The sequence below is a fragment of the Streptomyces roseicoloratus genome (genome assembly GCF_004117935.1).
Taxonomy (GTDB): Bacteria; Actinomycetota; Actinomycetes; order Streptomycetales; family Streptomycetaceae; genus Streptomyces; species Streptomyces roseicoloratus.
The window spans coordinates 1-14,328 of sequence record NZ_SDOY01000101.1; the positions used below are offsets into that span (position 1 = coordinate 1).

Sequence of the window (14,328 nt, forward strand, 5' to 3'; positions counted from 1 at the left end):
GTGCCGGCGGTCCCGCCGCGGGGGCCGTGCCGGCGGCTCCACAACGGGGCCGTGCCGGCGGTCCCGCCGCGATGGGCGCGGGCGCACCGGCCGGCGCGGGCGGGACGCATAGGGGTGCGCGGACGGCGGCGTACGGAGCGCCGACGGCGCCGGGACGTGCGTACGAATAAGGTCTGAGGAAAGCCCACCGGCCCGAGCGCCGGTGAGCCGCCCCGTCCCGACCCGCCCCGACCGTTCCGACCCGTTCCGACCGGTCCCGGTCCCTTCCCGGACCGGTCCCGACCCGGATCCGCCCCCGCCCCGCCCCGCCCCGAGGAAGCAGTGTCCCCGCGACGCCGAGCGCGGCTCTCCGCCGCCACCGTCACCGCCACCGCGGCCGTCCCGGTCGCGGCCCTCGGCGCGCTCGCGCTCGTCCTGACCGGCGTCCTCACCGGCTGCGGCGGCCACGGTGAACTCCAGAGCTCCGGCCGTACGCCCTCCGCCGTCGGCCCGGTCCGGCTCTGGCCCGACCTGCCGCCCGCGACCAACCCGCCGCTCGACTACGGCGAGACCGACACCGAACGCGTCCCCGGGATCGGCGTCCCGGACAACGACGTCCACGCCGTCGACGCCATCGCGGTCGTCCAGGCCGAGGTGCGCGCCGACCCGAGCGCCCGTTCCGGCGGGAACGGCCTGTACGAGGAGACCGCGCGGGCCATCGAGAACTGCCGCGAGGGCGCCGCCGGGCGCGCCGCCTGTCCGGTGCTCAAGCCGTACTACCGCGACCTCACCGGCAACGGCCGCGACGAGCTCATCGTCGGCGTCCGCCTGCCGGAGCAGCAGCTCGCCGTCCGGGTCTACCTCGCCGAGAACGGCGGCCTGACCAGGATCATGTCCACCGTCGACCAGGTCGTCAGCATCGAGCTGGCCGGCCGGGACCTGATCATGCGGGTCAGCTCGGCCGGGATCCCCGGCTACGAGTACCGGACCGCGTGGTCGTGGGACGAGCAGCAGGGGGCGATGCTGCCGGCCCGGGACGAGATCATCCGGGTGAAGCCCGGGCCACGGGCGTCGATGGTTCCCGCGCCCCAGCTCGTGAGCCCGACCGCCACCACCGCTCCGGCCGCCCCCACCGCTCGCACCCCCCACCCCTCCGAGGCGGCGCCGTGACCCGTCTGCCCGCCTGGACCGCGACCCTCACGTGGAAGGCCGCGGTCTTCATCACCGTGATGTGCTGCGCCCTCGCCGCGCTCCTCGGCACCCTCGTCCACGTGTCGGTCGCCGGACAGACCGTGAAGGACTCCCGGGGCAAGGCGCTGTCCCGGCTCGACGAGGTCAGCCGGCTGTACGAGTCGGGCGAGCCGCTGCCCCGGTTCGCGGGGGTCGACCCGGCCGGGCTGCCCGAGTCCCTCCGGGCCCTCGCGCTGCGCGGCGAGCGGGGCACGATGGTGACCGAGTTCGAGGGCCGTCCGACCATGTGGGCGGCGGCGCCCGCGGACGGCCGCGCCCTCGCCGTACGCATCGACTACACCCAGAGCGCCGCCACGATCGACGGGCTCGACCGCTCGATCCTCGGCTCCTCCGTCCTCGCCATCGGGGCGACCCTGCTCGTCGGAGCGTTCTCCGTCACCCGGATCACCCGGCGCCTGCACGCGACCGCGCAGGTGGCGCGGCGGATCAGCGCCGGCGACCTGGACGCGCGCGTCGACGATCCCCGTACGAAGGACCCTTCACGTCCCCAGGACGAGGTGGCCACGGTCTCCGGGGCGCTCGACACCATGGCCTCCTCGCTCCAGCGCAAGCTGCAGACCGAACAGCGGTTCACCGCCGACGTGGCGCACGAGCTGCGCACCCCGCTCACCGGCCTGTCCGCCGCGGCCGAACTGCTGCCCGAGGGCCGGCCCTCGGAGATGGTCCGGGAGCGGGTGCGGACGATGCGGGCGCTCACCGAGGACCTGCTGGAGATCTCGCGGCTCGACGCGGGCACCGAGAAGGTGGACCTGGCTGTGCACGACCTGGGCCCCCTCGCCGAACGCGTCGTCCGTGCCTCGGGCACCGCCACCGAGGTGCGGGTGGTGCGGGACGTGAGGGTGGAGACGGACAGGCGGCGTCTCGAACGGGTGCTCGGCAACCTGGTCGCCAACGCCCACAAGCACGGCGCGCCACCGGTGGTCCTGACCGTCGACGGGCCGGTGGTGACGGTACGGGACCACGGGCCGGGCTTTCCGGAGTACCTGCTGGCGGCCGGGCCGCAGCGGTTCCGCACGGAGAGCGGCGGCAAGGGCCACGGCCTCGGGCTGACCATCGCGGCCGGCCAGGCGGAGGTGATCGGCGCGGAACTCGTCTTCTCCGACGTACGGGTGGAGGACGAGGAGGGAGCGGGCGCCGAGCACGGTGGCGGCGCCCTCGCCCGCCTCACGCTGCCGACGCGCCCGCCCGTGAGCGCCGACGACGCCGACGGCACCACCGTCGTGGGCGGCACCGACGGCATGCGCGACACCGACGACACCGACCGCACCACCGTCACGGGCGACACCGACGGCACCCACGGAGCCGGCGGCACCGACGGCACCCCTGGAGCCGGCCGCACCGGCGCGTGACGAGCACGCGCGGATCGGTCACGACGCAGATGTACGACGACGGCGCACCGCCACACAAAAGGGACATAAGGCTTACTGCTTGCTACGTTGCCGTGCATGACCGCCGCACCGCCGCCGACGGGCGCGAAGGACGGGAAGGACGCGAGGGGCGAGCGAGGCGCGAGGGGTGCGAAGGACCCCGGTGACGCGCCGCCGCCCGGCGGGTGCGTGCCCAAGCGCCGTGGTGTGGAGTTCTCGCTGCTCGTGGGCGCGGTCCTCATCTCCGTCCTCGGTTACGCGGAGGTGGGCCTCGCCCGCAGCGGCGCCGTACCGCCCGACGCGGCACGCTACGGCGCCGGCCTCGGGTTCCTCTCCCTGCTCGCGCATCTCGCGGTCCGGCTGCGCGCCCCGTACGCCGACCCGCTCCTGCTGCCGATCGCCGTCCTGCTCAACGGCCTCGGCCTGGTCCTCATCTACCGCCTCGACCTGGAGACGCCGGGCGACCGGGCCGCGCCGACCCAGCTGGTCTGGTCGACGCTGGGGGTCGGCCTGTTCATCGCCGTCGTCCTGCTGATCCGCGACCACCGGGTGCTGCAGCGGTACGCGTACCTGTCCGTCGCCGGCGCGCTCGCGCTCATGATCCTGCCGATCTTCTTCCCGGCCGTGAACGGCGCGAGGATCTGGATCCGGATCGGCGGTCTCTCCTTCCAGCCCGGCGAGTTCGCCAAGATCCTGCTCGCCGTCTTCTTCGCCGCGTACCTCGCCGCCAACCGCACCGCGCTCGCGCACGCCGGGCGGAGGATCTGGCGGCTGCAGTTCCCGGCGGGCCGGGTGCTGGGGCCGATCGTGGCGATCTGGCTGCTGAGCGTCGGCGTGCTCGTCCTGGAGCGGGACCTGGGCACCTCGCTGCTGTTCTTCGGCCTGTTCGTGATCATGCTGTACGTGGCGACCGGCCGTACCGGCTGGATCGCCGTGGGACTGCTGCTCGCCTCGGCCGGCGCCTTCCTCGTCGGCTCGCTCGAACCGCACGTCCACGGCCGGGTACAGGACTGGCTGGATCCGTACGCCTCGATCCGGGCGGGCGACGGGCCCGGCCAGCTCGCACAGTCCCTCTTCGCGTTCGCCGCCGGCGGGATGCAGGGCACGGGCCTCGGGCTCGGACACTCGGTGCTGATCGGCTTCGCCGCCAAGTCGGACTTCATCCTGGCGACGGTGGGCGAGGAGCTCGGCCTGGTCGGCCTGTCGGCGTTCTTCCTCCTCTACGCGCTCCTCGTGGCCCGCGGCTACCGTGCCGGGCTGGCCCTGCGGGACGCCTTCGGACGGCTGCTCGCCGTCGGCCTGGCGTCGATCGTCGCGCTGCAGGTCTTCGTCATCGCGGGCGGGGTGACGGGCCTGATCCCGCTGACGGGCATGGCGATGCCGTTCCTGGCCCAGGGCGGCTCGTCGGTGGTCACCAACTGGGTGATCGTGGCGCTGCTCGTACGGGTCTCGGACTCGGCGCGGACCCCGCGCCCGGACACGGCGGACACCGGCGAGATCGCGCCGGTCACGGAGGACACGCGATGAGAGCCCGCGGGACGGGAGCCGGCCGACCATGATCCGCTACATCCGGCGAGCGGCCGGCCTCAGCCTGCTCCTCCTCGTCGCACTGCTCGTCAACGCGGTCCGGGTGATGCTCGTCGAGGCGGACGAGCTCGACGCCGACCCGGCCAACCGCCGCATCGCCATCTCCCGCTGGGAGCGGCCGCGCGGCGAGATCCTGGTGGACGGCCGGCCGGTGACCGGCTCGCGCGACAGCGGACAGCAGCTGCGCTGGGAACGCACGTACCCGCAGGGCCCGTTGTACGCGCCGGTGACGGGCTACGCCTCCCAGACGTACGGCACGTCGCTCCTGGAGAACGCCGAGGACGAGCTGCTCTCCGGCGCCGACCCGATGCTGGCGCCGCTGCCGCTGTGGAACGACGTGACCCGCGGCCGCAACCCGGGCGGTGACGTGGTCACCACCATCCGGGCCCGGATGCAGGAGGCCGCCTTCCGCGGGCTCGCCGGCAGGCGCGGTGCGGTCGTGGCGATCCAGCCGTGGAGCGGCCGGATCCTGGCGCTGGTCTCGTCCCCGTCGTACGACCCGGGAGTTCTGTCCGGCACGGGCCGCGAGGTCAAGCGGTCCTGGCAGCACCTCACCACCTCCCCCGACCAGCCGATGCTGGCGCGGGCGATCCGGCAGACGTATCCGCCGGGCTCCACCTTCAAGATCGTGACGGCGGCGGCCGCCCTGGACGCGGGCGTGGTGACGGACGTCGACGCCCCCACCGACACCCCGGACCCGTTCGTCCTGCCCGGCACCCGCCGGGTGCTGCCGAACGAGGCGAAGGGCTGCGCGGACGCCTCGCTGGCCGACGCCGTCCGCTGGTCGTGCAACACGGTGATGGCCGGCCTGGGCGTGAAGGTCGGCCTGGAGAAGATGGTGGAGGCGGCGGGCAACTTCGGGTTCAACGACCCCGGCCTGCGGGTCCCGTCCTGGGTGGCGAGGTCGAACTTCGACACGGACATGAGCCCGGACCAGTTGGCGCTGTCCTCGATCGGCCAGTTCAACACGGCGGCGACCCCGCTGCAGATGGCGCTGGTGGCGGCGGCCGTCGCGAACAACGGCGAGATCCCCCGACCCCACCTGATCGAGCGCACGACGACCGCGGGCGGCACGACGCTCACCACGACCGTCCGCCGCACGTACCGCCGGGCGATGACCCCGTCGACCGCGACCCGCCTCCAGGACCTGATGGTCCGCGCGGTCACGGAGGGCACGGGCACGAACGCCGCCATCCCGGGCGCCCGCGTGGGCGGCAAGACGGGCACGGCCCAGCACGGCCCCGACAACACGGGCACCCCGTACGCCTGGTTCATCGCCTGGGCCCAGGCAGCGGACTCGGCCCAGCCGGCGGTCGCGGTGGCGGTGGTCGTCGAGGACGCGGAGGCGAACCGCACGGACATCAGCGGCGGCGGTGACGCGGCGCCGATCGCTCGGGCGGTGATGGAGGAGGGGTTGCGGGGGGAGGCGGAGGGGCGGTGAGGGGAATCTGTGGTCGCTTACGTGCGTGAGAGGTCCCGCCGAACGTCTCCGTTCGGCGGGACCTCTCACGTTTCAGCAATACGCCGTACGACTATCCGAGGTCCGCTGTCACGTGAGCGAGCCAGCGCTCGGCCCACTCTCGCGTCTCGGGCTCCAACCAGTCGAAGGCGAAGGCGATTCTTCCGGCGTGATCACGCAGTTCCTCGAAACGAGCAGGATGCGAGACGGCGCTCGCCCCAATGCCGTCCTGCCAAGAGGCGCCGTGCACGAGGATGTCCCCGTCGAGGGACATCATGATGAAGGCCGGATTATTCGCTCCCGCCCCAAGGATCCCGTTCTCACAGCCGACTCCCGCGATGTCCCAGTGGTCGGACAGCGTCACCCTGGCCCATCGCCAGGACTGGGACTCCCCGTCGACGGACGTGTCCTGCGCGACATCGACGCCGAGAAGAAATTCAGGACGGCCGCCGGCTCCCGGGGAGAACAGTCCGCTGTCCCGCGCCAGCCGTTCCCACTCCACGTTGAAACGGCTCCCCAGGTCCTTCTCCTCGTGCGCGAGGACGAACCCGTGCCGGCCGCTGTCCGGGCCGACGTGGCCCATGTAGCTGGCGACGTTGACGGGGGGCAGGTCATCGCGCGTTTCCAGCACCCCGTGGAAGACGAGCCCGGCGGCAATGAGCTTCTCCAGGGCCTCCTCTGCGACATCCACGCCACTGCTTCCTTTCTTGCCTGCAAAGACGAGCGGGCGGGCCGTCCTTTGCGGACGGCCCGCCCGTTCAGCATCTCACGGCCGGATATTACCTACGGCGCGCGTAGTGGTGGAGCGTCGGCCTGTTGTAATCGTGGACCCCCTTCTTCAGCGGGAACCACGCGATCTCACCGGTCGACGTATTCAACATGACACGGAGCTGGTTGTTCGCCGGAAGACCGATGTTCTCTCCATCGAAGATGGGGGAACCCACCCAGCTGTCCCAGCCTCGCGCGTTTCCTTCGTTCCGGAAGAAGTCCGGACCATTCGAGTTCACCCGCTGCCGGGCACCCGGGTTGTCGGCGACATAACGGCTCAGCCTGTCGAGCTGCCTGGTCAGGTCTTCGTAGTTCCTGAAGTACTCGTGCCAGGCGTCACTGCGGGCGTCACGTGCGGCGACGCTGTAGGGGTCGCCGTCGAACGCCGGGTTCTCCGGCGTCAGGCCGTCGCCTTCGTTGTCCCGGCTCGAACCGCAGTTGTGAACGAGAGCCGAGACATTCGCCGCCACGACGTAGTACGTGTGGACATCGGAGACGGTCAGGTTGTGGACCGTGGCGCCCCGAGCGGTCCAGCGCTCGATCGAACCGATCTGCACGTACGTGCCCGTGCTGGTCCGCAGCCACTGGCCCGGCGTGAGGTCGGTGGCATTGATCCACTTGCCGATCTCGGGCACCCAGAAGGGGTGACCATCGGTGGCCGTGAACTTCGCTGTCTTCGTCCCAGCCTTGCCGTCGATGTCGACAGTGACGGTCACGAGGTGCTTGAGGCCCTCGCCCTTGATGGCCGCCGTGACCGTCTCGATCCGGGTCTCGCCCGTCTTCGGGTCGGTCGCCACGACCTTGTCGCCGGCCTTGACCTTGTCGATCGACTTGGTGGAGCCGTCGGCCATCAGCACCTTCGTGCCGGGCACGAAGCTGTTGTTGATGGGGCAGGAACCACCGTCGGCCTTGCCGGAGCCACCGCTACCGCTCGAGCCGCCCTTGCTGCGTGAGGAGCCGCCGGCCTTGCCGCCGCCTCCGCCGCCACCGGAACTCTTGCCGGCGGACGCCTTCGGCTTCGGCTGGGAGGACGACTTCGGTGCCGCCTTGGCCTGCGACTTCTTCTGGACGGGGTTACCCGTCTTCCGCTTCGCGGCGGCCGCCGCGTCGGCCTTTCTCTTGGCTGCCTCCGCGGCCTTCTTCTTCGCTCTTTGAGCGGCCTCCTTCTTGGCCTTCTCGATGGCGGCCTTCTTGGCCCTCAAGGCTGCCGCCTCAGCGGCCTTGGCCGCCTTGAGCACGGCCTCCGCGGCCTTCTTCGCCGCCTTGAACGCCTGGATGGCGTTGATGGTGCGGTTGACCGCCTTGATGACGGACGGGATCTTGCCGAGCTTGGTCCACGGGATCGCGCCGATGATCAGGCTGCCGCAGGACCACATGTCACCGCCGAAGCAGGCCATGGCGTCGTTGATACCGATGAAGTCCTTCAGCGTCGCCCACGCGACGGAGAGGATCACCGAGGTCAGCGACTTGCCCATGGTGGCCTGCGCCTGCGCGACCTGCGCCGCGGACAGTCCGGCGCCTGCCAGTGCTGCGGCCTTCTCCGAAGCGGTCAGGCTGATCGCCAGACCGGTCGGATCCGAGTACGTCACCGGGTTGTTGTGCGCGTACACGTAGCCGTTGGCCTGCTGCGGATCGTTCAGGTCCAGCAGCGGGTCCGCGGACAGGAAGCGTCCGACGACGGGGTCGTAGAGACGGGCGCCGAGCGGCTGGAAGCCGGAGGCGTCGTCCCGCGTCTGTCCCGTGAATCCCCTGTGGTTCTGCATGTTCTGACCCGCGGTGCCGGCGGCACGCTCGTTGCCGAACGGGTCCTGCTTGCGGACACGGACCGGCTGGCCGCTGTAGAGGCCGACCTCGGTGTACGCGCTGCTCTGGTGATCCGTGGTCTGGGCGACCAGGGCGTCACCACCGGTGCCGTTGGCGTAGCGCATGACCGCGCCACCCGGAGCACTGTAGGTCCGCTCGGTGCGAACCAGGACGCCCCCCTGCTGGACGGTGACCGAGGTGTCGCCCAGGTTCAGAGTGGCCTGCTTGCCCTGGATGGTCAGCAGACGCCCGCCGTCGGGACCGTAGATGTGTCGGGTGTCGTTCTGCGGCAGCCACTGCTGGGCGGCTTGGGCCGCGTCACAGGTGGCGAGCACGATCGGCGTCGCGTTCGCGTTCACCGCGCCCTGCACCGCGAGGCACAGGCCGGAGGCGACGTGCGTCAGCTGACCCGCGGCGTTCCGCTTGAGCTGCTGCGCGCTGGTGCCGTCACACTTCCGCAGCTGGAGCGCCGAACCGGCGGTGTTGGCCGTCGGCTGGACACACCAGGTGTCGTACACCTGGAGCGTTCCGAGGCCGGCGTCCGACTGACCCGGAACCGGCTCGAAGTGCCATGCCTGCGCGACGGTGGCGTTGCACTGGTACAGCTGGATCGGCTGGCCGGCAGAGGCCAGACCCGACTTCAGGTCGAGGCACTTCTGGCCCAGACCCACGTACGGGGTCTTGCCGCCGGTGCCGGCGCCGGTGATCCGGTCCACCTGGCCGTCGGGGGTCCAGGACAACTCCTGCTTGTCGCCGTTCTGGATCGAGGTGATCGACTTGGTTTCGCCGGTCAGCTCGTACAGACGCGTCGCCTCTGCCGTGACCTGCGCACCTGCGGGCGTGGTGAAGGTCTTCGACACCTTGGTCAGCGTGTGCGGCTGCGCCTTGTCCACGCCCTTGCCGTACGTGTACGAGGTGACGGCGTCCTTGGCGGTGTTGCCGGAGAGGTCCTTCTCGTTCAGCACCGTACGGTTGCCGAGAAGGTCGTACTGGTACTCCTGCCAGTAGCCGGAGCCGTCCGGGCCGGAGGCGACGTTGACCGTGCCGTCGGCGTTCTTCGGGTCGGCCGAGCAGGAGGTCTGGTTCTTGTCGGTCCAGGCCTTTGCCAACTGACCCAGCGGGTCGTAGGCGAAGCACTGACGCTCCTCGATCCCGACGGACCTCTCCTGGATCGAGGTGATGTTACCGGCCGGGTCGTACGTGTAGGCCCGATTCGAGACGAGGTTGCCGCCGACCAGGCTGGCCGTGTTCTGCTCGCGGTAGACCGACTGTTCCTTGAGCTCACCGCTGCCCTCGTCGTACGAGCTCTGCGTCCACACCCGGTAGGGCTGGGCGCCGAGGGTGGAGCGGAGCACCTGGCCGTAGGGCGAGTAGACGGTCTCGGAGCCGTACCAGTCCTTGCCGGAGATGGAGAGCGGCTTGCCGTCCTTGTTGTAGCGGACGATCAGCTTCTCGGCATCGAACTTGCCCACCGCCGGAAGCGTGGTCTCCTCGAGCGCTCCCGTGTCCGAGTAGCTGTAGCTGTAGTTGTAGTCCCTGCTCAGGCCCCATGTGTCGGCGATCGACTGCGGCAGCGACAGGGTGGTCGAGGTCGGCTGGTACTCCTTGGTGTAGCCGTTGACCTTCTGCGTGTACGCCAGGTCATCGGTGTAGCGGGTGGCGGAGGCGGGCATGCCCTTGCCGCCCGGCACCGTGTCGTACGTGAACTCCGACAGGACCTTGCCGGTGGGGCCGTCCAGGCGCTGCTGCTTCGGCCGCGACAGCTCGTCGTAGCTGTTCCAGATCTTGACGCCACGGGCGTTGGTGAGCATCAGCAGGCGGCCGTGAGAGTCGTACTCGCTGCTGGTCGTACCCGTGTCCGGGTCGGTCGCCGTCAGCATCCGCCCGTTGTGGTCGTACGTCCACGTCCACGGGTGCGTCGGATCGGCAGACGCGGTGGCCTTCACGAGCTGGCCCAGGCGGTCGTACTCGTAGCGGGTCGAGGTGAAGCCGCCGGGTGCCGCCGGGTTGAAGGTGTCCGCGCGGGTGGTACGGCCAAGCGCGTCGGTCCAGACGCGGTAGGACGAGTCGCCCTGCGGCTGGATGACCTTCGACCAGCCCTGGCCGTACTCGTAGCGGACGGCCCGCTCCGGGTACGCCCTGGAGGTGGCCTCCTGGGTGGTCGGGTCCACGTACTTCATGTACGGGGTCTCCTGGACCACACGGCCCAGGCCGTCGTACGTGTAGCGCGTGATGTTCGGAATGGCGGTGTCGGCCAGCGGCGTGAACAGCTGGCCCGGCGTGGCCTCCCTGGTCAGGTAGGCGTTGTTGGTCTGCCAGACCTCACCGGAGCTGTTGTACAGGGTGTCGGTGACGAGCCAGCCGGCGTCGTTGTCGGCCTCCTCCATCTGCTGCCGCTCACGGCCGAGGCCGTCGTACAGCGTCACGGAGGTCTCGATCCGGTCCTCGTAGCCACGCGAGTAGGTCGTGACGTACGGAGGCTTGCGGATCTTGGTGTTCTCGTCGGTGGGGTCGGTCTCTTCCTTCGGGATCGTGTAGACCGCGCGGAAGTCCGGCACGCCGGAACCGGGGGTGCGGCCCGGGGCCCACGCCTCGGCAAGCCGGCCCATGGGGTCGTACAAGGCCTCGCTGACGTGGCCGTTGGCATCGGTCGTCTTCAGGGTGACCGAGCGGCCCGGCTCCAGCTCCTGGATCTGGGTGTGGCCCAGAGTGTTGGACTGCGTGATCTTGAAGACCTGCCCGGTGGGCGGGTCGAACGTGATGGTGGACGACTTGCCGTCGGGGTCTGTCTGGCGAATCACACGGCCGATGGCGTCGAAGCCGGTGGTGCCCGCACTCTGGAAGCCGGTACCAGCACCGTTCAGCGACCACGCCTCAGTGGCCAGACCACGAGTGGTGGAGGCGAGCGCAGTCCCGTACGCCGTGCCGTCGTACGCGGTACGCGTAGCACCGCTCAGCGTCGACAGGTCCGCGAAGTTCGCCGCCGCACACGTCGTCGGCGAGACCAGCACCTGCTTCGAAAGCCCGATCAGGTTCTTCGTCGTCTGGTGCAGGTACTCCGACTTCGTGCACGACTCGTCACCGCTCTTGCCGGTGTCGCCCAGCGACTCCACCAGCACCGGCAGCCCGTACGTCGGCTCGTACGTCGTCAGCGTCTTGACCGTGCGCAGGGTGCGCGGGTCGTCCGTGTTCGTGCCCGACGACTTGGTGTACGCGATCTCCTCGGGCTCCGTGACGCGCCAGGCCTTGAGGTCGCTCACGCCGTCGTCGCGGTCGCGCTTGGCCAGTTCCGTGGCCTCGGGGATGGTGACGCTGCGGGACAGCCAGTCGGTGTCCGCGTCCGTCGCGTCGGTGTAGGTGAGTTCCTCGGATATGCGGCCGGCGAACGGCTCACGGTCGTAGACCGTCGACCCGTCCGAGGCCTTGATCACGTTGCCGTGGACGTCCTTCATCGGCACGGTGTCGCCCATGCCGCGGAAGAAGCGGGTCACGGCCTTGGACTGCTTGCTGTTGACCGAGGGGTCCTCGGTGCCCGTGATGACGGTGGTCTGCTCGAAGCCCGCGAACTGCGAGTACGTCCGGGTGGACTTCTTGGAGAACTCGGCCTCGGCCAGCTTCCAGCCGGGGTTCTTGTACGCGTACGCCGTCTTGGTGGGGTAGGCGCCGTCGACGTTCGGGAGTTCCTCGATCGCCGTGGCCACGTACTTGTGGAACCACGAGATGTCCTCGACCTCGGGGTCCGGGTTCCAGTACGACGGGTAGCAGAGGCGGTTGTTGGCCTTCAGCGCGGCCGTGTCCGTCTTGCCGGGCAGGTTCTGGCCGGTGGCGCAGTCGTCCGCGGTGTCGCCCCACGCGGGGATGTTGTACGTGACGACGGTCTCGCCGCCGTACTCGTTGATGACACGCGCGACGCGCAGCCGGGAGAAGCCCGGACGCGGGTCGATCGGGTCGCCCTTCTTGGCCGAGCCGTCCGCGGCGTCCGTGGTGCGCCGCTTCATGACGCGGTTCGGCATGTCCTCGGCGTTGGGCTCGAACCGCACCGGGTTGAGCTCGACCTTCGCGTCGGTGGTGCCCTTGCGGGCGTAACCGGTGCGCTGGATGGACTCCAGCCACAGGGCGGTGTTCGCGTTCGGGGTGCCGTTGCGCTGCTCGGCGAAGCTCTGCGTCAGCGTGTACTCGTCGACGACCTGGCGGGCGTCGGTGTCGGTACGGCGCTGGGCGGACGTGGTGATCTTGGTGAGGCGCTTGCGGGACCAGAAGCTCGGGCCCGCGTTCCAGCACATCTTGCCCTTGTCGCAGCGCAGGTCTGCGGGGGTGTCGTACCAGATGCTGAAGTTGGTGGGGTTCTTCGAGGTGAAGTTGGCCTCGGTGCACTTCACGGCGTCCAGGCAGCGCTCGTCGACGGTGAAGCCGACGCGGGCCGGGGCGGTCGCGCTGAAGATGTTGTCCTTGCGCTGGCCGTAGTAGATGTGGTCGAGCCAGCCGTCGCGGTCGTAGACGACCGGACCCTTGAAGTACAGGTTCCGGGCGTAGTAGTTCTGTTCCTTCTTCCACCACAGCGACATGGCGTTGCCGTGGACGTCCTCGACGTAGTCGAGGCCCCAGCGCCAGCCCTGGTTGCAGTAGGACTTCTTCCAGTCCTCGACCGTCGAGCCCTGGTAGCACGGCTCACCGGAGTGGTTGCCGTAGACGGGGACGTTGAGGACCGAGTTGGTCTTCGGGTCGTCGTCGGCGGTGTCCGTGGTGCCCTTGTCGGACCAGCCGGGCAGCTTGTTCAGGCCGAAGTGGTACCGGGTGCCGTCCTTGGTGGTGACGATCCAGTACTCGCCGTCCTTGGCGCCGTTGCCGGTGCTCTGGCCCTTGACCTGCTCGATCTTGGAGCCGTCACCGTTGGCGGTGAACCACTTGCCCTTGGCGGCGTCCCAGACCAGCTCGGTGGTCATGCCGCCGAGCGAGAGGGTGGCGTTGTTGGAACCCCAGCACAGGTCGGGCGTCTTGTGGGTGGGGTTGTTGGAGCCGGCCTTCTTCGCGTCCTGGCGGCAGCTGGTGTACGTACGGGTGATGGAGCCCGCGTTGTAGTCCCAGCCGTCACCGATCCAGGAGGCCTGGTTGTTGCTCGACGAGGTGCGGCCGTCGACCGTCTGCGACGAGTAGCCCAGGGCGACCTTCGGCATGAGGCCGCCGGCGGTCTCCGGCACCTGCACGTCGTACGAGTAGGTGAAGGCACCGGAGGAGGAGCCCGCCGACCAGTTGCCGGAGGACAGCAGCGGGGTGGCGGTGAAGTCACCGGACGCGGAGGCGCCGGTGTCCATCATGCCGACCGCGCCGGAGCCGCTGGAGGTGCCGGCGGTCGAGAAGGACGCCTTGTCGGCCGTCCTCTTGCCGTTGCCGTCGGTGGTGGCGTCGCCGCCGTCGAGCAGCTTGCCCACCGGGACGGTGCCGGTGACCAGCGTGCGGTGCTTGGCGGACTTGGCGGACTTGGTGTTGGTCGGCGCGTCCTTGGCCGGGACCGTCTCCACGGTCGAGCGCAGCGGCTCGAGCGTGTCGCCGGTGTCGGAGCCGTCCTTGCCGGACATGGTCTCCGTGCCGGCCTCGGCCTCGCAGTCGCCCACGCCGAGACCGTCGATGACGCAGTCGGGCAGCAGGACGAGACCGAACCGGTCGGCGGCCTGCGGACCGTAGAGGTCGGCGAAGCCGGTGGTGTCGACGCTGAGCGCGACCTGGGCGGCCGGGTCCGCGGTGGCCGGCGGCGTGATCTTCATGATCAGGCCGGGCACGCCCGCGTCCTGGGACTCGGTCGGGGTCTGCAGGTCGACGGTCCAGTCGCCCGCGACGGCCGCCGGGTCCGTGCCCTCGGGCACGCCGATGGCGACGGGCAGGTCACCGGAGACCGGCTTCATGGTGCCGGGCTCGTCGGTCGGCTCCAGCGGGGCCGTACCCACGCCGCCCGTCCACGGGACCGCGTTCTTCGGGTCGTACGGGTCGATCGGGTTCTGCGGAGCCAGGCTCAGCTTCGTGTCCGCCGTGTCGTCGCCCTCGGCCTCGGTGGCCTTGGGCAGGTCCGGCAGATCGACCTCGGAGATGGACTCCTCACGGCTCATGCCCGGGCCGGGG

Annotated in this window: 6 protein-coding genes; 4 read left to right on the forward strand and 2 right to left on the reverse strand. The window is 70.3% G+C overall.

All coding sequences use genetic code 11. The annotated features are described in order from the left end of the window. The first annotated feature begins 321 nt into the window (after positions 1 to 321). The 4 genes from ESG85_RS11205 (at position 322) to ESG85_RS11220 (ending at position 5,625) form a co-directional block, all read left to right on the forward strand. Positions 322 to 1,149: a hypothetical protein gene (locus ESG85_RS11205; RefSeq protein ID WP_128978066.1), complete on the forward strand. Its 828-nt coding sequence runs from the start codon at positions 322 to 324 to the stop codon at positions 1,147 to 1,149. Continuing rightward, positions 1,146 to 2,579 carry a sensor histidine kinase gene (locus ESG85_RS11210; RefSeq protein ID WP_246094933.1) on the forward strand — a complete coding sequence of 478 codons (1,434 nt, stop codon included), beginning with the start codon at positions 1,146 to 1,148 and terminating at the stop codon, positions 2,577 to 2,579. The genes ESG85_RS11205 and ESG85_RS11210 overlap by 4 nt, the downstream gene beginning before the upstream one ends. A gap of 96 nt (positions 2,580 to 2,675) precedes the next feature. Then, a complete protein-coding gene (locus tag ESG85_RS11215; RefSeq protein ID WP_128978068.1) occupies positions 2,676 to 4,124 on the forward strand; it encodes an FtsW/RodA/SpoVE family cell cycle protein in 1,449 nt (482 codons plus the stop codon). A gap of 28 nt (positions 4,125 to 4,152) precedes the next feature. Beyond that, on the forward strand, positions 4,153 to 5,625 hold the full coding sequence (locus tag ESG85_RS11220) for a penicillin-binding transpeptidase domain-containing protein (RefSeq protein WP_128978070.1): 1,473 nt from the start codon (positions 4,153 to 4,155) through the stop codon (positions 5,623 to 5,625). Between the two features lie 91 nt (positions 5,626 to 5,716). Here the strand turns inward: ESG85_RS11220 and ESG85_RS11225 are convergent, their stop codons facing one another. Together ESG85_RS11225 and ESG85_RS11230 are read right to left on the reverse strand one after the other, a co-directional pair. Continuing rightward, positions 5,717 to 6,334, reverse strand: coding sequence for a hypothetical protein (locus ESG85_RS11225; RefSeq protein WP_128978072.1), 618 nt, complete (start codon positions 6,332 to 6,334; stop codon positions 5,717 to 5,719). An 88-nt stretch (positions 6,335 to 6,422) separates the two neighbouring features. Continuing rightward, complete coding sequence (locus ESG85_RS11230) at positions 6,423 to 14,315, reverse strand: ricin-type beta-trefoil lectin domain protein (RefSeq protein ID WP_246094935.1); 7,893 nt, start codon at positions 14,313 to 14,315, stop codon at positions 6,423 to 6,425. Positions 14,316 to 14,328: the final 13 nt, after the last annotated feature.